19 protein-coding genes are annotated in these 23,689 nt (G+C 56.0%); 14 read left to right on the top strand and 5 right to left on the bottom strand.

Annotated features, from left to right (window positions below; genetic code table 11):
- Positions 1–11 precede the first annotated feature (11 nt).
- The 3 genes from tnaA to CKO_RS12105 form a co-directional block, all read right to left on the bottom strand.
- Complete coding sequence (gene tnaA / locus CKO_RS12115) at positions 12–1,400, bottom strand: tryptophanase (protein ID WP_012133668.1); 1,389 nt, start codon at positions 1,398–1,400, stop codon at positions 12–14.
- A gap of 125 nt (positions 1,401–1,525) precedes the next feature.
- Positions 1,526–1,621, bottom strand: a complete 96-nt coding sequence (gene tnaC, locus CKO_RS12110) for a tryptophanase leader peptide (protein ID WP_024130621.1) — start codon at positions 1,619–1,621, stop codon at positions 1,526–1,528.
- 221 nt (positions 1,622–1,842) lie between these two features.
- A complete protein-coding gene (locus tag CKO_RS12105) occupies positions 1,843–4,005 on the bottom strand; it encodes a TonB-dependent siderophore receptor (RefSeq protein ID WP_024130620.1) in 2,163 nt (720 codons plus the stop codon).
- A 449-nt stretch (positions 4,006–4,454) separates the two neighbouring features.
- On the opposite strand from CKO_RS12105, the gene CKO_RS12100 reads away from it, so the two are divergent.
- The 10 genes from CKO_RS12100 to CKO_RS12055 all read left to right on the top strand — a co-directional run bounded on the left by CKO_RS12100 (position 4,455) and on the right by CKO_RS12055 (position 16,900).
- Complete coding sequence (locus CKO_RS12100; RefSeq protein WP_012133664.1) at positions 4,455–5,282, top strand: ABC transporter ATP-binding protein; 828 nt, start codon at positions 4,455–4,457, stop codon at positions 5,280–5,282.
- Positions 5,279–6,292, top strand: a complete 1,014-nt coding sequence (locus CKO_RS12095) for a FecCD family ABC transporter permease (RefSeq protein WP_012133663.1) — start codon at positions 5,279–5,281, stop codon at positions 6,290–6,292. Before CKO_RS12100 ends, CKO_RS12095 begins: the two co-directional genes overlap by 4 nt.
- Positions 6,289–7,341 (top strand): FecCD family ABC transporter permease, encoded by a 1,053-nt coding sequence (locus tag CKO_RS12090; protein WP_012133662.1) that lies wholly within the window; start codon positions 6,289–6,291, stop codon positions 7,339–7,341. The genes CKO_RS12095 and CKO_RS12090 overlap by 4 nt, the downstream gene beginning before the upstream one ends.
- Before the next feature lie 15 nt (positions 7,342–7,356).
- On the top strand, positions 7,357–8,304 hold the full coding sequence (locus CKO_RS12085) for an iron-siderophore ABC transporter substrate-binding protein (protein WP_012133661.1): 948 nt from the start codon (positions 7,357–7,359) through the stop codon (positions 8,302–8,304).
- A gap of 2 nt (positions 8,305–8,306) precedes the next feature.
- Positions 8,307–9,200: a MurR/RpiR family transcriptional regulator gene (locus CKO_RS12080; protein ID WP_012133660.1), complete on the top strand. Its 894-nt coding sequence runs from the start codon at positions 8,307–8,309 to the stop codon at positions 9,198–9,200.
- A 188-nt stretch (positions 9,201–9,388) separates the two neighbouring features.
- Positions 9,389–9,955, top strand: a complete 567-nt coding sequence (locus CKO_RS12075; protein ID WP_012133657.1) for a TetR/AcrR family transcriptional regulator — start codon at positions 9,389–9,391, stop codon at positions 9,953–9,955.
- 160 nt (positions 9,956–10,115) lie between these two features.
- Positions 10,116–11,237 carry an efflux RND transporter periplasmic adaptor subunit gene (locus tag CKO_RS12070; protein WP_012133656.1) on the top strand — a complete coding sequence of 374 codons (1,122 nt, stop codon included), beginning with the start codon at positions 10,116–10,118 and terminating at the stop codon, positions 11,235–11,237.
- Positions 11,237–14,344 (top strand): efflux RND transporter permease subunit, encoded by a 3,108-nt coding sequence (locus CKO_RS12065; protein WP_012133655.1) that lies wholly within the window; start codon positions 11,237–11,239, stop codon positions 14,342–14,344. Before CKO_RS12070 ends, CKO_RS12065 begins: the two co-directional genes overlap by 1 nt.
- A gap of 3 nt (positions 14,345–14,347) precedes the next feature.
- A complete protein-coding gene (locus CKO_RS12060; protein WP_012133654.1) occupies positions 14,348–15,712 on the top strand; it encodes an efflux transporter outer membrane subunit in 1,365 nt (454 codons plus the stop codon).
- An 18-nt stretch (positions 15,713–15,730) separates the two neighbouring features.
- Positions 15,731–16,900 (top strand): multidrug effflux MFS transporter, encoded by a 1,170-nt coding sequence (locus CKO_RS12055; RefSeq protein ID WP_012133653.1) that lies wholly within the window; start codon positions 15,731–15,733, stop codon positions 16,898–16,900.
- Here the strand turns inward: CKO_RS12055 and CKO_RS12050 are convergent.
- The gene (locus CKO_RS12050; RefSeq protein WP_012133652.1) at positions 16,866–17,498 is read right to left on the bottom strand and encodes a LysE family transporter; all 633 of its coding nucleotides are present in this window, start codon (positions 17,496–17,498) and stop codon (positions 16,866–16,868) included. The two genes, CKO_RS12055 and CKO_RS12050, sit on opposite strands and share 35 nt — an antisense overlap.
- A 198-nt stretch (positions 17,499–17,696) precedes the next feature.
- On the opposite strand from CKO_RS12050, the gene yahO reads away from it, so the two are divergent.
- A complete protein-coding gene (gene yahO / locus CKO_RS12045) occupies positions 17,697–17,972 on the top strand; it encodes a DUF1471 family periplasmic protein YahO (RefSeq protein ID WP_012133651.1) in 276 nt (91 codons plus the stop codon).
- 159 nt (positions 17,973–18,131) lie between these two features.
- Here yahO and prpR read toward each other — a convergent pair whose 3' ends face one another.
- Positions 18,132–19,718 carry a propionate catabolism operon regulatory protein PrpR gene (gene prpR, locus CKO_RS12040; protein ID WP_012133650.1) on the bottom strand — a complete coding sequence of 529 codons (1,587 nt, stop codon included), beginning with the start codon at positions 19,716–19,718 and terminating at the stop codon, positions 18,132–18,134.
- Between the two features lie 265 nt (positions 19,719–19,983).
- On the opposite strand from prpR, the gene prpB reads away from it, so the two are divergent.
- The 3 genes from prpB to CKO_RS12025 all read left to right on the top strand — a co-directional run bounded on the left by prpB (position 19,984) and on the right by CKO_RS12025 (position 23,661).
- Positions 19,984–20,862 (top strand): methylisocitrate lyase, encoded by an 879-nt coding sequence (prpB, locus tag CKO_RS12035; protein ID WP_024130618.1) that lies wholly within the window; start codon positions 19,984–19,986, stop codon positions 20,860–20,862.
- A gap of 138 nt (positions 20,863–21,000) precedes the next feature.
- Positions 21,001–22,170: a bifunctional 2-methylcitrate synthase/citrate synthase gene (gene prpC / locus CKO_RS12030; protein WP_024130617.1), complete on the top strand. Its 1,170-nt coding sequence runs from the start codon at positions 21,001–21,003 to the stop codon at positions 22,168–22,170.
- Between the two features lie 39 nt (positions 22,171–22,209).
- Positions 22,210–23,661, top strand: coding sequence for a bifunctional 2-methylcitrate dehydratase/aconitate hydratase (locus tag CKO_RS12025; protein ID WP_024130616.1), 1,452 nt, complete (start codon positions 22,210–22,212; stop codon positions 23,659–23,661).
- Positions 23,662–23,689: the final 28 nt, after the last annotated feature.

Raw genomic sequence — 23,689 nt, 5'->3', positions numbered from 1 at the left:
GTATCAGAACGTTATTTCACCGGTTTCAGCCGGGCCACAAAGTGGCGCAGCACCGGCGGTTCATAGGTGAAAGTCAGCCCTTTGATCGATGCGGCGCGGGCTTTTACGGCGATTAACGCATCCGCGATATAGTCCATGTGATCGTTGGTGTAGACCCGACGTGGGATCGTCAGACGCAGTAATTCCATTGGCGACGGTTTTTGTTTGCCAGTGGCCGGATCGCGCCCAAGCAGCAGAGAGCCAATTTCCACGCTGCGAATCCCGGCTTCCAGGTACAGTTCGTTATTCAGCGCATGAGCCGGGAACTGTTCTGCCGGAATGTGCGGCAGCAGCAGCTTCGCATCGACAAATACCGCGTGGCCCCCGGTTGGATACTGGATTGGAATCCCCCCTTCGCGCAGCCGTTCGCCCAGGTATTCCACCTGGTTAATCCGATAGGCGAGGAAATCTTCATTCATCCCTTCTTCGAGGCCGATCGCCAGCGCTTCCATATCGCGCCCCGCCAGCCCGCCGTAAGTGACAAACCCTTCCATCGGCACGCAGCGAATGCGCACGTCGTTGAACAGATCTTCATCATCACGGAAGCAGCACAGCCCGCCGATATTGACCATCGGATCTTTCTTCGCCGACATGGTCAGCATATCCCCATACTGGTACATCTCACGGACGATCTCTTTCACCGTTTTATCCGCGTATCCCTCTTCGCGCTGTTTAATAAACCAGGCGTTTTCGCAGAAGCGGGCGGAGTCGATGACCACCGGAATATTGTGCCGCTTCGCTATTTGATACACCTCGCGCATATTGGCGATGGAAACCGGCTGGCCGCCTGAGCTGTTGCAGGTGACGGTGGTGATAATCGCCGCGACGTTTTCTGCGCCATGTTCCGCGATAGTGGCGTTGAGCAGGTCGATATCAAAGTTGCCTTTCCAGTCGTACCATGAGGTGGTGTCGAACGCTTTTGGCGTCACCACGTTGATGGCTTTCGCGCCGTTTAATTCGACATGGGCGGCGGTCGTATCAAAGTGGAAGTTGGAAATAAAGACCGGTTTTTCAGCGTTGCGGCGGGCAATCAGGCAGGGAAACAGAATTTGCTCGGCGCCGCGTCCCTGGTGCGTTGGGATCGTGAACGGGTAGCCGATCAGCTCTTTTACTTTGTCGCACAGATGGTAATAGTTGCGTGAGCCGGCGTAGGCTTCATCGCCCATCATCAGGCCTGACCATTGACGATCGCTCATTGCGCCAGTGCCGGAGTCGGTCAACAGGTCGATATATACATCATCGCTTCTGAGCAGAAAAGGGTTATATCCCGCTTCTTCAAGCGCTTTAACACGGTCGTCCCAGGTGGTCATACGAATGTTTTCTACCATTTTAATGCGGAACGGCTCAGGAATACGTTTCATATTATTTCTCCAATAGCATGTCGCGCTACGCGAACGTTATTTTTGTGCCTTTAACAGGCGCAAGAAATACCGACCAAACGTAGTGTTCAGTTAATTTTTTATTGATGTTGAACGGCTAAGGAGAATTAACGCGGAAAGTCGTTAGAAATACGCGGATCGAGGTTATACCAGAAGTGCAGACCGCCTGCGGCAATGAGGCGATAAAACGATTTGTGTTTCATTACATCGTCCTCCATGAGTGAAAGGGAATTTAAAAATAGCGGAAGATTAAAATTTATCCGCGATAAAAATCACAAAATGTTAAATCTGATACAGTTCAGTTAAGAAAGTTGATGAGGCGCGCATTTTTGCGTTCATTGGGCGGTGTGAGTTTATTCATCTTAATGTGAGGGAATAGCGGGAATACCCTGCCAGAATTGACAGGGTATTTGGATGAGAAGGATCAGAACTCCATTTTTACCGTGAACTGAACTTCACGCGGGTCGCCAATCTGATTACCCAGATTATTGGTGGCAATGGATGAGGTGTAATACGTTTTATCAAACACGTTTTTCACGTTGAGTTGCAGAGTCACCGGGTATTGCAGTTTCATCTTATAGGCTGCAAAGGCATCGGCCACAAAATAACCAGGCAGATAATAGTCCGCGCCGTTGGTGGCGGAACGACGGCTTACGCCATGTCCGCCGCCGCCAATGGTCAACGTATTGCCCATAAAGGCATTGTGAATGTCATAGGTCAGGAACAATGAGCCGGTATGACGCGGTACGTTAGGCAGCGGTTTCCCTTTGTAATCGGGATCTTCCGTGACTTTTGCTGCGGTATAACCGTAGCTGGCGATGATATTGGTATTGGGCGTCAGCGAGCCTGCGACATCCACTTCCACCCCCTGTGAGCGTACGCGCCCTGCGGTTTTCGCCACGGTTTCGCCATCCACGATTTCGTTGTACAGCACGTTGCGCTTATCAATATTGAACAGGGCGATATTGGCGGTGATGCCGTCAAAGAGATCGAATTTCGCCCCCACTTCATAGGCGGTAGAGGTTTCCGGCGGCAGATCGCCAATGTAGCTGGCAATAGAGTATTGCGGCATAAAGGCGCGCGATACGTTGCCGAACAGCGACACAGAAGGGGTCAGCTTATAGACCATGCCGAATTTCGGCACCCACTGCTGGTCCGTGCTGTCGGTGTTGACGTTGAACGGGCGGCCCTTCCCGGCATATTCGGTGTAGTACTGATAGCGCATCCCGGCGACGGCGATCCACTTATCGGTCAGATACAGCGCATCCTGTACGTAAGCGGAATAGCTCTCCTGCTTAATCGTCTGGTCGCTGTCGGAGGCCGAGACGCTGGTGCATTTGCCGAGCGTACCGTAGACCGGATTGTAAATATTAAAGCCTTTCACGTTCTTACAGCGAATCATATCCGTGCGCAGCAGATCGTAATTCTCATAAGAGACGCCGGTCAGGATCTCGTTATAGAAACCAGCGATATCCACGTTTCCTTGTAAATCGGCGCGGGTCGCGTGCATCCGTTGGGTGGAGCCTTGCGTTGCATCCACGCGGCGGGTCAGGTTCCCGGTAGCGGAATCATAAGCCATCACGCGAGCCTGGTTATCGCTGTATTTATCCTGGCTGAAGCTGTAATCAAATTTCGCCGTCCACGCGCTGTTGAAGCGATATTCGGCATTGAGCTGCGCCAGATCCGATTCGCCATCGGTGATATTGAATTTCTCATCAAAGCGGGTTTTCCGATCCACGTTAACCGGCTGTTTAGTATTGAGATCGAAAATGGTGCCGCGATCGAACGGGGCTTTGTAATTACGGTGCGAATAGAGCACGCTGACTGTTGCGTTGTCGCCAAACCAGGTCAGGGAAGGGGAGATGAAGCTGCTCTGGTTAGTACCATAGTTGCGCCAGTAGTCCTCGTGCTGATACTCACCGATCAGGCGATACGCCAGTTGGGTGCCTTCAATCGGCCCGGTGATGTCAAACTGGCCTGTGCCGCCGCCGAAGCTGGAGGAGGTGGCGGAAATCGAGCCGCCAAATTGCGTTTGCGGACGTTTGGTCACGACGTTAATCAGGCCGCCGGGATCGAGAATACCGTACAGCGTGGAGGCCGGGCCTTTCAGCACTTCCACCCGCGACGTGGCCGCGTTGAAACTGCGCGGCAATACGGTTTTAAGGCCGTTGGTCATCACGGAACCATCACGATTCGCGCCGAAACCACGGCGAACAAACGCATCCTGCGTTCCGCCCAGCGTGTTGGTTTGCACGACGTTGCTGACGTTATACAGCGCTTCATCGAGCGTTGTGGCGTGCTGATCTTCCAGCACTTTGTCGCTGACGGTATTGACCACCTGCGGGATATCCAGCAGCGGCATCGACGTCAGCGTGGCGGTGGACGAACTCAGCGGTTGATAACCTGACGTGACGGTCTGATCGGCAGAAGAGGCGTCAGCGCGTACGGTCATCGTCTCTTCATTTTTGAGCGGCGAGTTTTCTTTTTCCGCCGCCATGACCGCAGGAGCCGTCGTGATACCCAAAAATAGAGCGGAGCACAGCGCTCGCCCTTTCATCCCAGAAAAATAAGGAGTTAACTTAGCCATCTTTTATTTATTCCGCAAAATACCCTGCCAAAAACGGGAGGGTAAACAGGTTTATCCAGTTCATTGCCCGGCTTGCTAGCCATGCGTTTTATCCATCTTTTAACCAACGTAAACGGCGTCAGATGTGTAATTGAGAATCATTCAATCATGAGCGTTTGTAGTAGTAAACGTAAAAATGAAAAAGAAACTACAGCGGGGTTAACGTCATAAAACCGTAGTGTTATTGCGGGAAAATAATTTTTAATTTATTGATATATATTTATTTTTATAAGTTTGTTCGTCTTTTTCTGCGGCGTTTTTGTTGCGTGCGTACGGTGAGGTAACTACAGGGCGTAATTGCTTGACTACTACAGCGCAACCCAGCAAGATCTTAAAGAGAATGAGTTTTATTTTTATTTGAAAGGCTGCGCGCGCTGGCTTTGCCAGGCTGCGACGGCGCAGGAGTGAACATGCCACAGCATGTGGAAAACACCGCCCACAGAACGGGCATTGAGCTGAAACAGCTTTCTGCTGGCTATCGTCACCACGCTATCGTGCATGACGTCTGCCTCACTATCCCGCAAGGTAAAATGACGGTGCTGGCCGGGGCGAACGGCTCAGGCAAATCCACCTTATTAAGTACGATTGCCCGAATGCTGAAGCCGTTGGGCGGCAGCGTGCTGCTTGATGGTAAAGCGATTCATCAACAGCCGACCAAAGCGGTTTCGCGTCAGCTTGGCATCCTGCCGCAATCTCCGCTGGTGCCGGAGGGATTAACGGTTTTTGAACTGGTTTCGCGCGGGCGTTTTCCCTGGCAGAATTTTCTCCAGCAATGGACCGATGATGACGCACAGGCCGTAGAGCAGGCGTTGCAGCTCACCGGAACAACCGACTTCGCCCATTTGCCGGTAGAGAGTCTCTCCGGCGGGCAGCGGCAGCGGTGCTGGATTGCGATGGCGCTGGCGCAGCAAACGCCGTTTATTCTGCTGGATGAGCCTACAACCTTTCTCGATCTGCGTTATCAGGTAGAGATCCTTGAGCTTCTGCACTCCCTGACCCGCCATCATGGTCGTACCGTGGTGGTGGTGTTACATGATCTCAATTTCGCGGTGAATTACGGCGATATGCTGGTCTTTCTCAGACAGGGGCGGCTGGAGGGGATCGTACATGAAGGAGAACACTGTACGCCGGAGCTGATCAAATCGGTGTTTGACGTCGATGTGCAGATGTCGGTGAATCCGTTGACCGGAAAGCCGTTTTTCATGCCGTTTCGTGCCAGGGCAGGAGCGGAAGAATGACGGCTATGGTCATCGCATCAGGCCGCCGTCGTGGTCGATTTCTGCTGGCGCTTCCTGTCTTGCTACTGCTGCTGTTTATGCTGGCGGTGATTCATCTGGGCGTCGGGGCGCGTGCCGTCAGTCCGCAGACCGTCATTCAGGCGTTATTTCACTTCGATGCCAAAAACTTTGATCACCGAATCGTTATCTCTCTGCGTCTGTTGCGTATGGCTGCGGCCATGCTGGTTGGCGCGGCTTTGGGCGTAGCCGGCGTTCTGTTACAGGCATTGATTCGCAACCCGCTGGGCGAACCGCACATTCTGGGGCTGAATGCGGGGGCCGCGTTCTCCGTGGTGCTGTGTACCGCGCTGGGCGTCGCGGGGCTCAGTCAGTCACTGGTTGCGGCAGGGGGCGCAGCGGCACTCTTTTCGCTGGTGATGGCGCTCTCTTCCGCCGGGCGTGGCGGACTGACGCCGCTGAAGGTCACGCTCTGCGGCGTGGCGCTGTCGGCGATGGTGTCGTCGCTCACGGCGGCAATCCTTATTCTGGATGAGCAGACGTTGCTGGCGATGCGCACCTGGCTGGTGGGCGATCTCGCGGGGATGAGTTGGGAAAAAGTACGCCAGGCTCTCCTGCCGTCGCTGGTTGGCGTCGTACTGGCGGTAGCGATAGCGCCGGGGCTGAATATTCTGGCGCTAGGCGACCGGATGGCCTGTGGGTTGGGCGTTAATATTCTGCGCATTCGTCTGATGGCGATGATCGCCATTGCGCTGCTGTGCGGCGCGGCGGTATCCGTTGCCGGGCCGCTGGGTTTTATCGGGCTGTTGGTTCCGGGCGTCATCAGACGCCTGGTGACGGAAGACATTCGCCAGATGCTCCCGCTGGCGGCGCTGCTGGGGGCGGCAGTGCTGCTACTGGCGGATATCGTTGCCCGAACCCTGCTTGCCCCGCAGGAGCTGGCTACAGGAGTGATGACCGCGCTGGTCGGCGCGCCGGTGTTTATTTTCATTGCGTCGAGATTTCTTAAATGAGCGTTATTCTGGCGCGTGCCGGGCTGCGCGCATGGCGGGTGGGGAAATTCTCACGCCTTGTCCGGCTGAAAACGGTGTGGTGTGTGCTGGGGTTTGCCACGCTGGCCGCCGTACTGCTGGTTTCGGGCGTGTTGCAGGGGTCGCTTCCCGTTCCGGCTTCCGCCATCGGGCGTGCGTTGTTCTCTCCGCAGGCGTTAACGGAGCAGCAGCAGTATGTTGTCTGGGATGTCCGTCTTCCGCGTTTGCTGATGGCGCTGCTGTGTGGAGCAATGCTGGGGCTGGCTGGCGCGGCGATGCAGTCGATTACCCGTAACGGCCTGGCTGACCCCGGTCTTATCGGCGTGAAAGAGGGGAGTAGCGTGGTGGTACTGGCGTTAGTGCTGCTCTTCCCGTCGGTCAGCCTGGTCTGGCGACCGCTGGCGGGTATTGCTGGCGGATTACTGGTCGCCGCGCTGGTCATGCTGCTGGCCCGTGATTTCTCCCGCCCGCGATTTGTGCTGATCGGCATTGGCGTCTCATGGTTCTTTGCTGCGGGAATGGGCGTTTTTATGACGACAGCCGATGTCCGCGATGTGCAAACGGCGCTGGTCTGGCTGGCCGGAAGCCTGCACGCCGCCACCTGGCCGTTGCTGTGGGTGGCGCTGGGGTGGGCGTTGCCTGCGGCTGTTCTGCTGTTTGCGACGGCGAGAGCATCGGATGTGGCGCTGCTGGGTAATCACACCGCGACCGGGCTCGGGGTGCGTCTGTCTCATCTGGCGCTGCTGCGTTTTATGGCGCCGGTCTTTCTGACCGCCGCCAGCGTCTCCTGCGTGGGCAGCCTGGGGTTTGTCGGCCTGATGGCGCCGCATATGGCGCGTTTTTGCCTGCGCGGAGGGCAAATGGCGCTGCTGTGGGGCAGTGCGCTCATTGGCGCTCTGCTGGTGCTGCTCACGGATACCATCGGGCGTCTGGCCTTTGCGCCGCTGCAAATACCGGCGGGGATCGTGATTGCGCTGGTCGGCGGCCCTTTCTTTTTACTGTTGCTCTGGCGTCGCCGGGATCGTTTGTAATTTTTAAGAGGGTGTATGCGTTTACTTTTTTCGCTGTTGCTGCTGCTGGGGTGCTCTGTACAGGCAGAGGTTGCCACCCGGCCTTTTACCGACGATCTCGGACGCGTGGTGAACGTGCCGCTGCATCCGCAGCGCATTGTGTCGCTACACGATCTTGATATCACCATTCCGCTGATTGAGCTGGGCGTTCCGCCGGTCGCCAGCCACGGCAGAACGCGTCCTGACGGCAGTCATTTCCTGCGTTCGGGCGCGCTGCTGACCGGCGTCGATTTTGATCATTCGACAATAAAGTTTATTGGTACGGCGGACATTGATATTGAAGCGATTGTCGCCGCGAAACCCGATTTGATCATCACCGAGCCGAGTCGCCATACGCCCATCGAACAACTGGAGAAAATCGCCCCGACGGTGAGCATTGATCATCTCGACGGCGGCGCGCCGGAAATTTACCGCAAGCTCGCGCAGCTTACCGGAACTCAGGCGCGACTGGCTATCCTGGAGCGTCGCTACCGGGAAGAGATTGACCGGTTGAAACACACGGTGGATACCCAACACATTACGGTGTCAGTCATTCAGGCAAACCAGGGAAAAATCAATGCGTTGCACACCTATCATTCGTTAGGACGCGTCCTGCGCGATGCCGGGTTTTCCTTCCCGAAACTGATCGACAGCATTCCGCCTGGAGGGCGGATTGACGTGAGCGCGGAGCGTCTGCCGGAGATGGACGCGGATTTTGTTTTTGCCACCTGGCGCGGTGATACCGGTGGTAAGCCGCAGGATGAAATTGCCGCGATGGATGCTGTGTTGCCGGGCTGGTGCGAGTTTCTTACCGCTTGCCAGCGCGGGCATTACGTTTTGATCTCCCGTGAAGAGGCGATTTCGAACTCCTTTGCATCACTCAGCCTGATGGTTGCACAGGTACAGTCGCATATTGCCGGGCGCCACTTACCGGAGGGGAAATAACCATGCTGACGGCGAAGAAAGTGAAAAATCGTATTGATGTCTACGGCGATCGCTTCCGGGCGCGGGCGCATCTGCTTTCGCCGAGGATGCAGGCGGTGGCGCGTTATATCCATGAGAACCGGGAAGTGGTACTGGAATTTACGGCGATAGAAATTGCGGCCGCCACTCAAACTTCTGACGCGACGGTTGTCCGGGCGATTCAGGCATTGGGGTTTGCCGGGCTGCGCGATTTAAAACAGACCATCGAACACTGGTTTGGCCCGGGTATCACCTCGGAAGAGAAAATGACGACCACGGTGAATACGCTTTCCTGCGATGTAAATTCGAGCATTGATTTTGTTCTGCAAGGGCATCAGCGCACCTGCGACGTGCTGTCTACGCCGCAAAACCGTTACGCGATTGCGCAGGCGGTCGCACTGCTGGTGGAGGCGCGTCAGGTGGGGATATTTGGCATTGGCGCATCCGGGATACTTGCGGACTACACGGCGCGTCTGCTCAGCCGTATTGGCTTGCCGTCGGTGGCGTTTAATCGTACCGGGATTAACCTGGCGGAACAGCTGATTGCGCTACAGCGGGGGGATGTGCTGATTATGATGGCGCAGAAATCGCCGCATCGCGAAGGGTTGACGACCATCCGCGAGGCGAAGCGGTTGGGCGTGCCGGTGATTTTACTGACCAATGCGCTGGAATCACGTTTTAGCAAGGAGGCGGATGTGGTGATCAATGTGCCGCGCGGCGGTGAGAACGGGAAAATGCCGTTGCACGGTACGGTGCTGGTTTGCCTGGAAATGATCGTGTTGTCTGTCGCTTCGACAGCCCCGCAGCGTTCGATTAAGTCCGTTAAGCGCATCAATGAATTGTACCGGGGAATTGGAAAGTCAGGGGCAAAGAAATAAATTTAAATATTCTCTCCATTTGATTTTCAGATTTTTTTCATTAAATCTCCATAATCTCTCCATTATTTTCCTGGCAAATAATGCAGGAAAATAATAAGCAAAAAAATCCTTTTCAATGTGCGCAGGAGACGTATAATTAGCCAAAATGAGAACGATCATTCTCACTTTTGAGGTGACGAGGAGATGCGATGAGCAGCAAGCTGGAAATCCGCCAGAAACAACGACAGGATGAGATCATCAACGCCGCGCGCCAGTGCTTTCGCGCAAGCGGATTTCACGGTGCCAGCATGTCGCAGATCGCCGCTGAAGCCCGTCTCAGCGTGGGGCAAATCTATCGCTACTTCGCCAGTAAAGATGCCATTATCGAAGAGATGATCCGCCGTATTATCGACTATCGCATCACGCAGATAGAAGATAAAACCCAGACGGAGCGTATCCCCGGAATCCTGTCCTGGCGGCAAACGCTGAGCGAGGATGATGATGCGCTGATGCTGGAGATGGCGGCTGAATCGACCCGCAATCCTCATGTTGCCGCGATGCTCGAAGAGGCGGATGCGCGGATGTTCGACAACGCCTGCGCGCACCTGAGAAAAACGTGTCCGCAACTCAGCGAAGCCCGCATCCGTTGCTGTGTTGAAGTGATTGCAACCATGATGGAAGGGGCGGTTTACCGTCGCCTGACGCCGCAAAAAAGTGACCCTGATGCGTTACAGGAGATATATCGGGATATCGTTACCATGCTTGTGAATGGCTGAATAAAGAATTTAATAATCAAAGGGAAATAAATTATTTCCCTTATTGTCGTTGTGAGAAATAGCTCATGACGCGATACCGCTGTACCTGAAATAACGTTCAGTCGCCTGGTGCTACCTTGTTAATTTTAACGGGGCAGGCGTTTCTCACCCTGGAAAAAAGATGAAATACATAACAACATCAATTATCGCGCTATTGTTATTATCCGGCTGTGATAATACGCAAACCGACAATACCGCTTCTCCGTCTCAGGAAGTGGGCGTCGTGACCCTTAAAACAGAACCCGTTTCTGTCGTCAGTGAACTGACCGGACGCACCAGCGCAGCGCTCAGTGCCGAAGTTCGCCCGCAGGTGGGGGGCATTATTCAAAAACGCCTGTTTAATGAGGGCGATATCGTCAAAGCGGGGCAGGCGCTGTATCAGATCGATCCCGCCAGCTATCGCGCCGCATGGAACGAAGCGAATGCCTCGCTCAGACAGGCGCAGGCGCTGGTGAATGCCGACTGCCAGAAGGCGCAACGTTACGCGCGGCTGGTTAACGATGACGGTGTTTCCCGCCAGGATGCCGATGATGCGCAGGCCACCTGTGCTCAGGACAAAGCCAGCGTGGAGGCAAAGAAAGCCGCATTAGAAAGCGCGCGTATCAATCTGGACTGGACCACCATTACCGCCCCGGTTTCCGGGCGCATTGGTATCTCATCCGTCACGCCCGGCGCGCTGGTGACGGCTTCACAGGAGACGGCGCTGGCGACCATTCGTGGGCTCGACACCATGTATGTCGATCTTACCCGCTCCAGCGTGGATTTGCTGCGCCTGCGTAAGCAGTCTCTGGCGACCAACAGCGATACCCTGAACGTGACGCTGACGCTTGAAGATGGCACGACCTATAGCGAAAAAGGAAAGTTAGCGCTGACGGAAGTGGCGGTAGATGAGTCTACAGGCTCAGTCACGCTGCGGGCGATTTTCCCCAACCCTCAACAGCAGCTGTTACCCGGTATGTTCGTTCGCGCCCGCATTGATGAAGGGATCATGAACGATGCGATTCTCGCGCCGCAGCAGGGGATCACGCGCGATGCGAAAGGCAATGCGACAGCGCTGGTGGTCACTAAAGACAATAAAGTGGCGCAGCGTACCCTGGAAACAGGCGATACCTATGGGGATAAATGGCTGGTGCTGGACGGTTTACGTAGCGGCGACCGGTTGATCGTTGAGGGATCAAGTAAGGTCACGCCGGGTCAGCAGGTTAACGCCGTTGATGTACAACTGAACGGAGGCAAAGGCTGATGTTCTCCCGTTTCTTTGTGCGCAGGCCCGTTTTCGCCTGGGTTATCGCCATTCTGATCATGCTGGCCGGTATTCTGGCGATTAAAACGCTGCCGGTTGCGCAGTATCCTGACGTGGCGCCGCCGTCGGTGAAAATCTCGGCGACCTATACCGGCGCTTCCGCCGAAACGCTGGAAAACAGCGTGACTCAGGTGATTGAACAGCAGCTTACCGGGCTGGATAACCTGCTCTATTTTACCTCGACCAGCAGTTCCGATGGTTCGGTCAGTATTGATGTCACCTTTGAACAGGGCACCGACCCTGACACCGCGCAGGTGCAGGTACAGAACAAGGTGCAGCAGGCGGAATCCCGCTTGCCGAGCGAGGTTCAACAATCCGGCGTCACGGTGGTGAAATCGCAAAGTAACTTCCTGCTGATTGCCGCCGTGTATGATAAGTCCGACCGGGCGAGCAGCTCAGATATCGCTGACTGGCTGGTGAGTAACGTACAGGACCCGCTGGCACGCGTGGAAGGGGTCGGGAGCCTACAGGTGTTTGGTGCGGAATACGCCATGCGTATCTGGCTGGACCCGGCGAAACTGGCCTCCTATTCTTTGATGCCGTCGGATGTGCAGAGCGCCATTGAAGCGCAAAACGTCCAGGTTTCCGCCGGGAAAATCGGTGCGTTACCTTCCCCTGACACACAGCAATTGACCGCTACGGTTCGCGCGCAGTCGCGCTTGCAGACGGTAGAACAATTCAAAAAGATCATTATCAAAAGCCAGTCTGACGGGGCCGTGGTACGCATCCAGGATGTGGCGCGCGTGGAGATGGGCAGTGAAGACTACACCGCCATCGCTAAACTCAACGGCCATCCGGCTGCGGGGGTTGCGGTCATGCTTGCGCCGGGGGCGAACGCGCTGGATACCGCCACGCTGGTAAAAGATAAAGTCGCTGAATTTAAACGGGATATGCCGCAGGGCTATGACGTGGCGTATCCGAAAGACAGCACCGAATTTATTAAGATCTCCGTAGAGGATGTGGTTCAGACGCTGTTTGAAGCCATCATTCTGGTGGTCTGCGTGATGTACCTGTTCTTGCAGAATCTTCGCGCCACGCTGATTCCGGCGCTGGCGGTTCCGGTCGTGCTGCTCGGTACTTTTGGCGTGCTGGCGCTGTTTGGCTACTCCATCAATACGCTGACGCTGTTTGCAATGGTGCTGGCGATAGGCCTGCTGGTCGATGACGCCATTGTGGTGGTGGAAAACGTCGAGCGTATTATGCGCGATGAAGGGCTGCCCGCGCGCGAAGCTACCGAAAAATCGATGGGGGAAATCGCTGGCGCGCTGGTGGCTATCGCTCTTGTTTTGTCTGCGGTATTCCTGCCGATGGCGTTCTTTGGCGGCTCTACCGGCGTCATTTATCGCCAGTTCTCTGTGACGATTATCTCGGCAATGCTGCTCTCGGTCGTGGTGGCGTTGACCCTGACCCCAGCCCTGTGCGGTTCGATTCTTAGCCATACCGCGCCGCATAAAAAGGGCTTCTTCGGGATATTCAACCGATTCTATAGCCGAACTGAACAGGGTTATCAGCGCGGCGTCCTGCATGTGCTGCGTCGCAGCGTCAGCGTGATGGGCGTTTATGCGCTGTTATGCGGGGCGATGGCGCTGGCGATGTGGAAGCTACCCGGCAGCTTCTTACCGACCGAAGATCAGGGTGAAATTATGGTGCAGTACACCCTGCCCGCAGGGGCGACGGCGTCGCGAACCGCAGAGGTCAATCGTCAGGTGACAGACTGGTTTCTCAATAAAGAGAAAGCCAATACGGACGTTATTTTTACCGTCGATGGTTTTAGCTTCAGCGGCAGCGGGCAGAATGCCGGGATGGCGTTCGTTTCGCTGAAAAACTGGTCGGAGCGTAAAGGCGAAGAAAATACCGCACAGGCTATTGCGCTGCGTGCCAGTAAAGAACTGGGCGCTATTCGCGATGCGACGCTTTTTGCGATGACGCCGCCGTCGGTTGAGGGGCTGGGGCAAAGCAACGGCTTCTCTTTTGAGCTGATGGCGAATGGGGCGACCGATCGCGATACCCTGTTACAGATGCGTAATCAGCTGATCGCCCAGGCAAACCAGAGCGATATTCTGCACGCCGTGCGCGCAAATGACCTGCCGCAAATGCCGCAGCTTCAGGTGGATATCGACAGCAATAAGGCCGTCTCGCTGGGGCTTGGCTTAAGCGATGTGACCAGCACCTTATCCAGCGCCTGGGGGGGAACCTATGTCAATGACTTTATCGATCGCGGCCGCGTGAAGAAAGTCTACATTCAGGGCGACAGCGAGTTCCGTTCTTCGCCTGCGGACCTGGGCAAATGGTTCGTGCGCGGCAGCGATAACAGCATGACGCCCTTTTCCGCCTTCGCCACCACTCGTTGGGAGTACGGCCCGGAAAGTCTGGTGCGCTACAACGGCTCTGCCGCCTATGAGATTCAGGGAGAAAACGCCAGCGGTTTCAGCTCCGGCGCCGCGATGGACAAAATGGAAGCGCTGGCAAACAGCTTGCCTGCTGGCACCACATGGGCGTGGAGCGGGTTGTCATTGCAGGAAAAGCTGGCCAGCGGTCAGGCTATGAGCTTGTACGCCATCTCTATTCTGGTGGTTTTCCTCTGCCTGGCGGCGCTGTATGAAAGCTGGTCGGTACCGTTTTCGGTGATTCTGGTCATCCCTCTGGGGCTGTTAGGCGCAGCGCTGGCGGCCTGGATGCGTGATTTAAATAATGATGTTTACTTCCAGGTCGCGCTGCTGACCACCATCGGCCTGTCGTCGAAAAACGCCATTCTGATCGTCGAATTTGCCGAAGCTGCGGTTGCGGAAGGTTATTCCCTGAGCCGGGCTGCGCTGCGAGCGGCGCAGACCCGTTTGCGCCCAATCATTATGACCTCTCTGGCCTTTATTGCCGGGGTTACGCCGCTGGCTATCGCCACAGGGGCCGGGGCGAACAGCCGTGTGGCGATCGGGACCGGAATCATCGGTGGGACATTAACCGCCACGCTGTTGGCTATCTTCTTCGTCCCGCTGTTCTTCGTGCTGGTTAAGCATCTGTTTACCCGCAAGTCCCGTCGTCAGGAGTAAGTTATGTTGCGTATTTTTCTCTTTGTTTTCGCTCTCCTGAGCGCAGGGTGTGTGTCGCTTGATCCACACTACAGCACGCCCGATGCGCCGGTTCCGGCAAGTTTACCGGGCGCGCAGGGGCAGGGGAACGCTGTCAGCCGCGACTGGCAGCAGATTGTTAACGACGCGCGGCTGCAACAGGTGGTGAACACCGCCCTTAACAGTAACCGTGATGTACAAAAGGCGATTGCTGATATCGACTCCGCACGGGCGTTGTATGGCGAAGCGCGTGCCTCGTTGTTCCCGACGGTGAATGCTTCACTCAGTTCTACACGTAGCCGTACGCTGGCGAACGGAACCGGAACGAGCGCTGAAGCCGATGGCGCGGTGTCCAGCTTTGAGCTGGATCTGTTTGGCCGCAATCAGAGCCTGTCACGGGCGGCGCGAGAAACCTGGCTTGCCAGCGAATTTACCGCGCAGAACACCCGTTTGACGTTAATTGCCGAGATCAGCACCGCGTGGCTGACCCTGGCGGCAGATAACAGCAATCTGGCGCTGGCCAGGGAGACGATGGCCAGTGCGGAAAACTCGCTGAAAATTGTTCAACGTCAGCAGCAGGTCGGGACAGCCGCCGCAACGGATGTCAGTGAAGCGATGAGCGTTTACCAGCAGGCGCGCGCCAGCGTAGCCAGCTATCAGACTCAGGTGGCGCAGGATATCAACGCCCTGAACCTGCTGGCGGGCACAACGCTGCCGGAAAGCGTGCTGCCCGGTACGCTGGAAAGCCTTGATGCGCAGGTGATTACGCTGGTGCCCGCTGGCGTCTCTTCTTCCGTGCTGTTGCGTCGGCCGGATATTCAGGAAGCGGAACATAACCTGAAAAGCGCCAATGCCGATATTGGCGCGGCGCGAGCGAACTTCTTCCCGACTATCTCCCTGACGGCAAGCGCCGGTGTCGGCAGCGATGCGCTTTCGTCCTTGTTCAGTCATGGCATGAAGGTGTGGTCGTTTGCGCCTTCCATTACGCTGCCGCTGTTTACCGGCGGCAGCAACCTGGCGCAGCTCCGCTATGCCGAAGCGCAAAAACGGGGACTCATTGCTACCTATGAAAAAACGGTGCAAAGCGCGTTCAAAGATGTGGCTGATGCGCTTGCCCGGCGTGCGACGCTGGATGAACAGCTGGATGCCCAGCGCCAGTATGTCGCCGCAGAACAAAAAACGCTGGATGTCGGGATGCGTCGTTATCGCGCCGGGGTCGGGGATTATCTGACCGTACTGACGGCGCAACGCACGCTGTGGTCGGCGCAGCAGACGCTTATCGCCCTGCAACTGACGGACAATGAAAACCGCATAACGCTCTGGCAGTCGCTCGGCGGCGGGGCCCGGTAATCAGAGGGAGGTGTTTTTATGGCGCGCGTGTCGCTTTCGTGGGTGTTGATCCTCGGCTTGTTAACCGGGATCGGGCCGCTGTGTACCGATCTTTATCTGCCCGCTCTGCCGGAGATGTCCGAACAGCTGGCAACGACGACCACCCTGACGCAACTGACGCTGACGTCTTCGCTGATCGGCCTTGGGCTTGGGCAACTGCTGTTTGGCCCGCTCAGCGACCGGATTGGTCGTAAGGTTCCGTTGATCCTGTCGCTGTTGCTGTTTATTGCCTCTTCGGTACTGTGCGCGACAACTCAGGATATTCACTGGCTGATCGTCTGGCGTTTTGTGCAGGGCGCAGCGGGGGCCGGTGGTTCGGTGCTCTCGCGCTCTATTGCGCGGGACAAATATCAGGGCGTGACCCTGACCCAGTTCTTCGCGCTGCTCATGACGGTGAACGGCATCGCCCCGGTGCTTTCTCCGGTTCTGGGCGGCTACATTGCCACCGCGTTTGACTGGCGTATGTTGTTTTGGGTAATGGCGGGGATTGCGACACTGCTTTTGCTCTGCTGCATCCTGTTTATCAGTGAGACGCTGCCGCAGCGAACGCGCGGCGCATCGTTATTTTCGACCGGGCGCAGCGTGGTGAAAAATCGTCTCTTTATGCGCTTTTGCCTGATGCAGGCCTTCATGCTGGCGGGGTTGTTTGCTTATATCGGCTCTTCGTCATTTGTGCTGCAAAGCGAGTATGGCTTAAGCCCGATGCAGTTCAGCCTGCTGTTTGGCCTTAATGGGATCGGGCTGATCGTCGCCTCGCTGATTTTTTCCCGTCTTGCGCGTCGAATCACGGCAATGACGCTGCTGCGCGGCGGCTTGCTGTTGGCCGTCATCTGCGCGTTAACCACCTTGCTCTGCGCCTGGCTACAGCAGCCGGTTCTGGCGCTGGTGGCGCTCTTTTTTACCGTCGCCTTTTGCAGCGGAATTGGCACCGTGGCGGGCGCTGAGGCGATGAGCGTGGTGGAGGTTCAGGAGTCAGGAACCGCCTCCGCGCTGATGGGGATGAGCATGTTTGTTTTCGGTGGCATCGCCGCGCCGTTGTCGGGGCTGGGCGGCGAAACCATGCTGAAAATGAGTCTGGCGGTGGCACTCTGTTATGTGGCCGCTCTGCTACTGGCTAGCGGTGGTTCACGCCTTCGTAAATCAGCCTGAGGGCGAACACGCCGATGATCGCGCCAATCACCCTGCTGGCAATGCGCTGAATCCGCCCGTAAGCGCGGCGTACCGCCGGTAGGGAAAAGGCCTGGCTCAGGAAGATGCGCCAGATGACGGAAGAGAGCACGATGCCGGCCCAGGCCATCAGTCTTGCCCATGTCGGGGTTTCCGCGCTGAGCGTGACCGAGAAAATACTGATGAAAAACAGCACCGTCTGCGGATTTGACAGATCGGTTAATAGTCCCCGGCGGAAGAACACGCTCCAGGGAGCGGAAATGGGCTGTTGCAGAGTCGGCATTTGCGGGGTGGCCTGATGGCGGATGCTGTTCCAGGCAAACCATAACAAATATGCGCCGCCGACGATTTTGATCAGCGAGAAAATTTCTTCGCACTGGGTAATCAGGGTCGCCATGCCAAACAGTCCCAGCCCGGAATAAATCGCATCGCCAAGCGCCACGCCCAGCCCCGTTAATACACCGGCCCGACGCCCGGAGGCGAGGCTGGTTTGTACCACCACAAAGAGGTTTGCGCCGGGGTTAAAGAAGGTTAAGACGAACAGGCTGACGGTCAGGACAACCGCGTGCAGAGGTTCCATAGTGAGATTTCCAGAGCCTGATAGTTAACGCCATACTATTTATAGTAAAAGTGCAGGGGTGAGAGAAAGATCACAAATTATGATACATCCGGCTGACTGGATTTTTCCGCTAATCTCAACTAGTTATTTAATCACTCAGAACAGAGCATCCGTTCCGAGAAGGCGATGATAGCGTAATAACACAACCGGAGCTTTTATATGAAGACAGGATATAAAGTATTGATTGGTGCGTTAGCGTTTGTCGTAACCAACGTCTATGCCGCGGAGCTGTTGACAAAGGTCGAGTTTGAGAAAGTGGAGTCGCAATACACGAAGATAGGCACCATTAATACCAGCAATGAGACGTCAACTATGGAGGCAAAAGAGGATCTGCTTAAAAAGGCCGATGAAAAAGGGGCTGATGTGGTCGTACTGACCTCCGGGCAAACCGATAATAAAATTCATGGTACTGCGGATATCTACAAGAAAAAATAAGCTGTCATTGTGCCGGATGGCGACGTAAACGTCTTATCCGGCCTACGGTTCAGTGCTGCTCGTAGCTCGTAGGCCGGATAAGCGGCAGCGCCATCCGGCAATAAGTTCTCACTCTGCTCGTAGGCCGGATAAGCGTTAGCGCCATCCGGCGATAAACCTTCACTCTTTTAATCGTCGCCAGAATGTCGTCCGGCTAATACCCAGATATCGCGCCGCTGCGGTTTTATCGCCGTTAAACTGCGCCAGAACCTGCTGCGGCGTAAGCGCTGATGGCGCTTCGGGAATCGTCGCCAGCTCGGGTAAAAATTGCTGTAAAAACTGGCTATCCAGACTGGGCTGCGGCTCGACGCTTAAAAAAAGCGCCAGGCGCTCCATCATATTCCGCAGCTCGCGAATATTGCCGGGCCAGGCATAGCGCAGAAGAATGGTCTGGCTTTGCGCCAGCCCCTCGCGCACCGATTCGCCAAACGGCGCGTCTAATGCCGCCAGGGACTGTTTCAAAAATCCCTCCGCCAGCGGCACGATATCTGACGGGCGCTCCCGAAGGGGCGGAAGCGTCAGGCGCAGAATGCTGAGACGATAAAACAGATCGGTGCGAAATTGCCCCTGCTTTATCGCCTGTTCCAGATTGCAGTGCGTGGCGCTGATAACCCGTACATCCACCGGGACAGGCTGATGCCCGCCAACGCGCGTCACCTCTTTCTCTTCCAGTACGCGCAGCAGACGGGTCTGTAAGGGCAGGGGCATTTCCCCGATCTCATCCAGAAACAGCGTCCCGCCGTGGGCGATTTCAAACAGACCGGCGCGTCCGCCGCGTCGGGAACCGGTAAATGCCCCCTCTTCATAACCGAATAACTCTGCTTCAAGCAGCGATTCGGTAATTGCGCCGCAGTTAATGGCCACAAACGGAGGCGTTTTTTTACCGCTGCGCTGGCCCCGACGGGCAAAAAACTCGCGGTGAATCGCCTGCGCCGCCAGCTCTTTACCGGTGCCGGTCTCACCCTGGATCAACACCGCCGCGCTGGAGCGGGCGTACAGCATAATCGTATGGCGAACCTGCTCCATTTGCGCGGAATGGCCGCGCATATCTCCCAGATCGTAGCGGGTGCGCAGCCCGTTGCCGGAGGCATATTGGCCGCCATGTTGCAGCGTCAGCCGGGTCATATCCAGCGCATCGCTAAACGCCTGACGCACGGTGGCCGCAGAATAGATAAAAATGCCGGTCATCCCGGCTTCTTCCGCCAGATCGGTAATTAGCCCTGCGCCGACTACCGCCTCAATGCCGTTGGCTTTCAGTTCATTAATTTGCCCACGGGCATCCTCTTCGGTGATGTAGCTGCGCTGTTCCAGACGCAAATTAAACGTTTTTTGAAAGGCGATCAGCGCGGGGATCGTCTCCTGGTAGGTGATAACGCCAATGGACGAAGTCAGTTTGCCGGCTTTCGCCAGCGCCTGGAGCACGTCGAATCCGCTGGGTTTAATCAGGATCACCGGTATGGAGAGGCGGCTTTTTAAATAAGCGCCGTTGGAACCCGCTGCGATAATGGCGTCACAGCGCTCGGTCGCCAGTTTTTTACGGATATAGTTCACCGCTTTTTCAAACCCAAGCTGGATGGGGGTGATGGTCGCCAGATGGTCGAACTCCAGGCTGATGTCGCGAAACAACTCGAACAGACGCGTTACCGAGACCGTCCAGATCACCGGCTTGTCATGATTATCGCGAGCGGGAAGGTGCGTGTCAGCCATAGCAGTTGATGTTGTATTGAGGGACCGAGATTTTGTTTTAGTCGTGTTTCATAAATGTTGCAATGAAACAGCGCGAACCGTTTCATGAAACGTTAGCTGACACGCTTTTGTCCTGATGAAAGGTATGGTTAAGTTTGTATTTTTTGTTATTTGTTTGAATTATAAGAAAAAACAAAATTCTCTCTTTTTCAGCGACCGCTCTGGCATTCCCTTTGCTTTATGTGAATCAACATTAAATAACAAGTTGATAACAAGAGGACGGGATATGTCTCTACACTCTCCGGGCCAGGCGTTTCGCGCTGCGCTCACCAAAGAAAACCCCTTACAGATCGTCGGCGCCATCAATGCCAATCACGCATTGCTGGCCCAGCGCGCAGGCTATCAGGCGATTTACCTTTCCGGCGGCGGCGTGGCAGCGGGATCGCTGGGTCTGCCGGATCTGGGGATCTCCACGCTGGATGATGTGTTGACCGACATCCGCCGTATTACCGACGTCTGCCCGCTGCCGCTGCTGGTGGATGCCGACATCGGCTTTGGTTCCTCCGCCTTTAACGTGGCGCGCACGGTGAAGTCGATGATCAAAGCCGGCGCCGCTGCGCTGCATATCGAAGATCAGATCGGCGCGAAACGCTGCGGCCATCGCCCGAATAAGGCGATCGTGTCCAAAGAGGAGATGGTGGACAGGATTCGTGCGGCGGTGGATGCGCGTACCGATCCTGACTTCGTGATCATGGCGCGTACCGATGCGTTGGCGGTGGAAGGATTAGAGGCGGCGATCGATCGCGCGCGGGCTTATGTGGAAGCGGGGGCCGACATGCTATTCCCGGAAGCGATTACCGAGCTGTCAATGTATCGCCAGTTCGCCGATGCCGTACCGGTGCCGATCCTGGCGAATATCACGGAGTTTGGCGCGACGCCGCTGTTTACCACCGACGAACTGCGCAGCGCTAACGTGGCGATGGCGCTCTACCCGCTGTCGGCATTTCGCGCCATGAATCGCGCTGCCGAGCGTGTCTACAACGTGCTGCGCCAGGAAGGCACGCAAAAAAACGTTATCGATATTATGCAGACCCGCAACGAGCTGTACGAAAGCATCAATTATTACCAATACGAAGAGAAGCTGGATGCGCTGAACCTGAAGTAGAGCTGTAGGCCGGATAAACGAAGTGCCATCCGGCAATGCCTGATGGCGGCTGCGCCTTATCAGGCCTACGGCTTATCAGGCCTACGGCGACGAAACGTACACCCTCAATACCCTACATATAACAATGACGAGGACAACATGAGCGATACGACGATCCTGCAAAACAACACCCATGTCATTAAGCCCAAGAAATCTGTTGCATTATCGGGCGTTCCGGCCGGAAATACCGCGTTGTGTACCGTGGGAAAAAGCGGCAACGACTTACACTATCGCGGATACGATATTCTCGATCTCGCGGAGCATTGTGAATTTGAAGAAGTCGCGCATCTGTTAATTCACGGCAAATTGCCCAATAGCGATGAACTCCATGCCTATAAAAATAAGCTGAAAGCATTGCGTGGATTACCGGCCAATGTACGCACCGTGCTGGAAGCATTGCCTGCGGCGTCGCACCCGATGGACGTCATGCGCACCGGCGTGTCGGCGCTCGGCTGTACGCTGCCGGAAAAAGAGGGGCATACCGTTTCCGGCGCGCGCGATATCGCCGACAAACTGCTGGCCTCGCTCAGTTCCATCCTGCTCTACTGGTATCACTACAGCCATAACGGCGAACGTATTCAGCCGGAAACTGACGACGACTCCGTCGGTAGCCATTTCCTGCATCTGCTGCACGGCGAGAAGCCGTCGCAAAGCTGGGAAAAGGCGATGCACATCTCGCTGGTGCTGTATGCCGAGCATGAATTCAACGCGTCCACTTTCACCAGCCGGGTGATTGCAGGGACGGGCTCTGATGTCTACTCTGCCATCATCGGCGCGATTGGCGCGCTGCGCGGCCCGAAGCACGGCGGGGCGAATGAGGTATCGCTGGAAATTCAGCAGCGTTACGAAACGCCGGAGGAAGCCGAGGCGGATATCCGTAAACGCATTGAAAATAAAGAGGTGATCATTGGTTTCGGCCATCCGGTCTACACCATTGCCGATCCGCGCCATCAGGTGATCAAACGCGTGGCGAAACAGCTTTCGGAGGCCGGTGGTTCGCTGAAGATGTACAACATCGCCGACCGTCTGGAAAACGTGATGTGGGAATCGAAAAAGATGTTCCCCAACCTCGACTGGTTCTCGGCGGTCTCCTACAACATGATGGGCGTCCCCACCGAAATGTTCACCCCGCTGTTTGTGATCGCCCGCGTCACCGGCTGGGCGGCGCACATCATCGAACAGCGTCAGGACAACAAAATTATCCGACCTTCCGCCAATTATACCGGCCCGGACGATCGCGAATTTATTCCGCTGGATCAGCGCCAATAATTTTATTTCTCTAACGATAAAACGCAGGAAATGTACCCTATGTCCGCACAAATAATGAACATTTGCCCGGAATTTGACCGTGAAATCGTTGATATCGTCGATTACGTCATGAACTACGACATCACCTCTAAAGTGGCCTGGGACACCGCCCACTACTGCTTGCTCGACACGCTGGGCTGCGGTCTGGAAGCGCTGGAATATCCGGCCTGTAAAAAACTGCTGGGGCCGATCGTTCCGGGCACCGTCGTGCCGAACGGCGTACGCGTACCGGGCACCCAGTTTCAGCTCGATCCGGTGCAGGCGGCGTTTAATATCGGCGCGATGATCCGCTGGCTCGACTTCAACGATACCTGGCTGGCGGCAGAGTGGGGCCACCCCTCTGATAACCTCGGCGGGATTCTGGCAACCGCGGACTGGCTGTCGCGTAATGCGGTTGCCGCAGGCAAAGCGCCGCTGACCATGAAGCAGGTGCTGGCCGGGATGATCAAAGCCCATGAGATTCAGGGCTGCATCGCGCTGGAAAATTCCTTCAACCGCGTCGGCCTGGATCACGTACTGCTGGTCAAAGTGGCTTCGACAGCAGTTGTCGCCGAAATGCTGGGGCTGACGCGTGATGAGATCCTCAACGCGGTGTCGCTGGCGTGGGTGGATGGTCAGTCGCTGCGTACCTATCGCCATGCGCCAAACACCGGAACACGTAAGTCCTGGGCGGCGGGCGATGCCACCTCCCGCGCGGTGCGTCTGGCGCTGATGGCAAAAACCGGTGAGATGGGCTATCCGTCGGCGCTGACGGCGAAAACCTGGGGCTTTTATGACGTCTCTTTCAACGGCGAGCCGTTCCGCTTCCAGCGTCCGTATGGTTCTTACGTCATGGAAAACGTGCTGTTCAAAATCTCCTTCCCGGCGGAGTTCCACTCGCAGACGGCGGTTGAAGCCGCCATGACCCTCTTTGAACAGATGCAGGCGGCGGGCAAAACGGCGGCGGATATTGAGAAAGTGACGATTCGCACCCATGAAGCCTGCATTCGCATCATCGACAAAAAAGGGCCGTTGAATAACCCGGCCGACCGCGACCACTGCATTCAGTACATGGTGGCGATCCCGCTACTGTTCGGGCGCTTAACGGCGGCGGATTATGAGGACGGCGTAGCGCAGGACAAACGCATTGACGCCCTGCGCGAGAAGATAACCTGCTTTGAAGACCCGGCGTTTACCGCCGACTACCACGACCCGGAAAAACGCGCCATCGCCAACGCTATCACCCTTGAATTTACCGATGGTTCACAGTTTGCCGAGGTGGTCGTGGAGTACCCGATTGGCCACGCTCGCCGCCGTACCGACGGCATTCCGAAGCTTATCGATAAATTCAAAATCAACCTGGCGCGTCAGTTCCCGACTCGTCAGCAGCAGCGCATTCTGGATGTCTCCCTGGACAGAACTCGCCTGGAGCAGATGCCGGTCAATGAATACCTCGACTTATTTGTCATCTGAGCCAGCAGGCAGTAAGTTCAACAGGAGA

Origin of the sequence: Citrobacter koseri ATCC BAA-895, from assembly GCF_000018045.1 — a bacterium.
In the GTDB taxonomy this organism is placed as follows: Bacteria; Pseudomonadota; Gammaproteobacteria; order Enterobacterales; family Enterobacteriaceae; genus Citrobacter_B; species Citrobacter_B koseri.
The sequence above is the reverse complement of the archived record's forward strand: the minus strand, read 5'-3'. Positions and strand labels throughout refer to the sequence as shown.

Excerpts from the sequence above, each read along its gene's own strand:
- tnaA (WP_012133668.1), bottom strand. The coding sequence starts at position 1,400 with ATGAAACGTATTCCTGAGCCGTTCCGCATTAAAATGGTAGAAAACATT.
- tnaC (WP_024130621.1), bottom strand. The coding sequence starts at position 1,621 with ATGAAACACAAATCGTTTTATCGCCTCATTGCCGCAGGCGGTCTGCAC.
- CKO_RS12105 (WP_024130620.1), bottom strand. The coding sequence starts at position 4,005 with ATGGCTAAGTTAACTCCTTATTTTTCTGGGATGAAAGGGCGAGCGCTG.
- CKO_RS12100 (WP_012133664.1), top strand. The coding sequence starts at position 4,455 with ATGCCACAGCATGTGGAAAACACCGCCCACAGAACGGGCATTGAGCTG.
- CKO_RS12095 (WP_012133663.1), top strand. The coding sequence starts at position 5,279 with ATGACGGCTATGGTCATCGCATCAGGCCGCCGTCGTGGTCGATTTCTG.
- CKO_RS12090 (WP_012133662.1), top strand. The coding sequence starts at position 6,289 with ATGAGCGTTATTCTGGCGCGTGCCGGGCTGCGCGCATGGCGGGTGGGG.
- CKO_RS12085 (WP_012133661.1), top strand. The coding sequence starts at position 7,357 with ATGCGTTTACTTTTTTCGCTGTTGCTGCTGCTGGGGTGCTCTGTACAG.
- CKO_RS12080 (WP_012133660.1), top strand. The coding sequence starts at position 8,307 with ATGCTGACGGCGAAGAAAGTGAAAAATCGTATTGATGTCTACGGCGAT.
- CKO_RS12075 (WP_012133657.1), top strand. The coding sequence starts at position 9,389 with ATGAGCAGCAAGCTGGAAATCCGCCAGAAACAACGACAGGATGAGATC.
- CKO_RS12070 (WP_012133656.1), top strand. The coding sequence starts at position 10,116 with ATGAAATACATAACAACATCAATTATCGCGCTATTGTTATTATCCGGC.
- CKO_RS12065 (WP_012133655.1), top strand. The coding sequence starts at position 11,237 with ATGTTCTCCCGTTTCTTTGTGCGCAGGCCCGTTTTCGCCTGGGTTATC.
- CKO_RS12060 (WP_012133654.1), top strand. The coding sequence starts at position 14,348 with ATGTTGCGTATTTTTCTCTTTGTTTTCGCTCTCCTGAGCGCAGGGTGT.
- CKO_RS12055 (WP_012133653.1), top strand. The coding sequence starts at position 15,731 with ATGGCGCGCGTGTCGCTTTCGTGGGTGTTGATCCTCGGCTTGTTAACC.
- CKO_RS12050 (WP_012133652.1), bottom strand. The coding sequence starts at position 17,498 with ATGGAACCTCTGCACGCGGTTGTCCTGACCGTCAGCCTGTTCGTCTTA.
- yahO (WP_012133651.1), top strand. The coding sequence starts at position 17,697 with ATGAAGACAGGATATAAAGTATTGATTGGTGCGTTAGCGTTTGTCGTA.
- prpR (WP_012133650.1), bottom strand. The coding sequence starts at position 19,718 with ATGGCTGACACGCACCTTCCCGCTCGCGATAATCATGACAAGCCGGTG.
- prpB (WP_024130618.1), top strand. The coding sequence starts at position 19,984 with ATGTCTCTACACTCTCCGGGCCAGGCGTTTCGCGCTGCGCTCACCAAA.
- prpC (WP_024130617.1), top strand. The coding sequence starts at position 21,001 with ATGAGCGATACGACGATCCTGCAAAACAACACCCATGTCATTAAGCCC.
- CKO_RS12025 (WP_024130616.1), top strand. The coding sequence starts at position 22,210 with ATGTCCGCACAAATAATGAACATTTGCCCGGAATTTGACCGTGAAATC.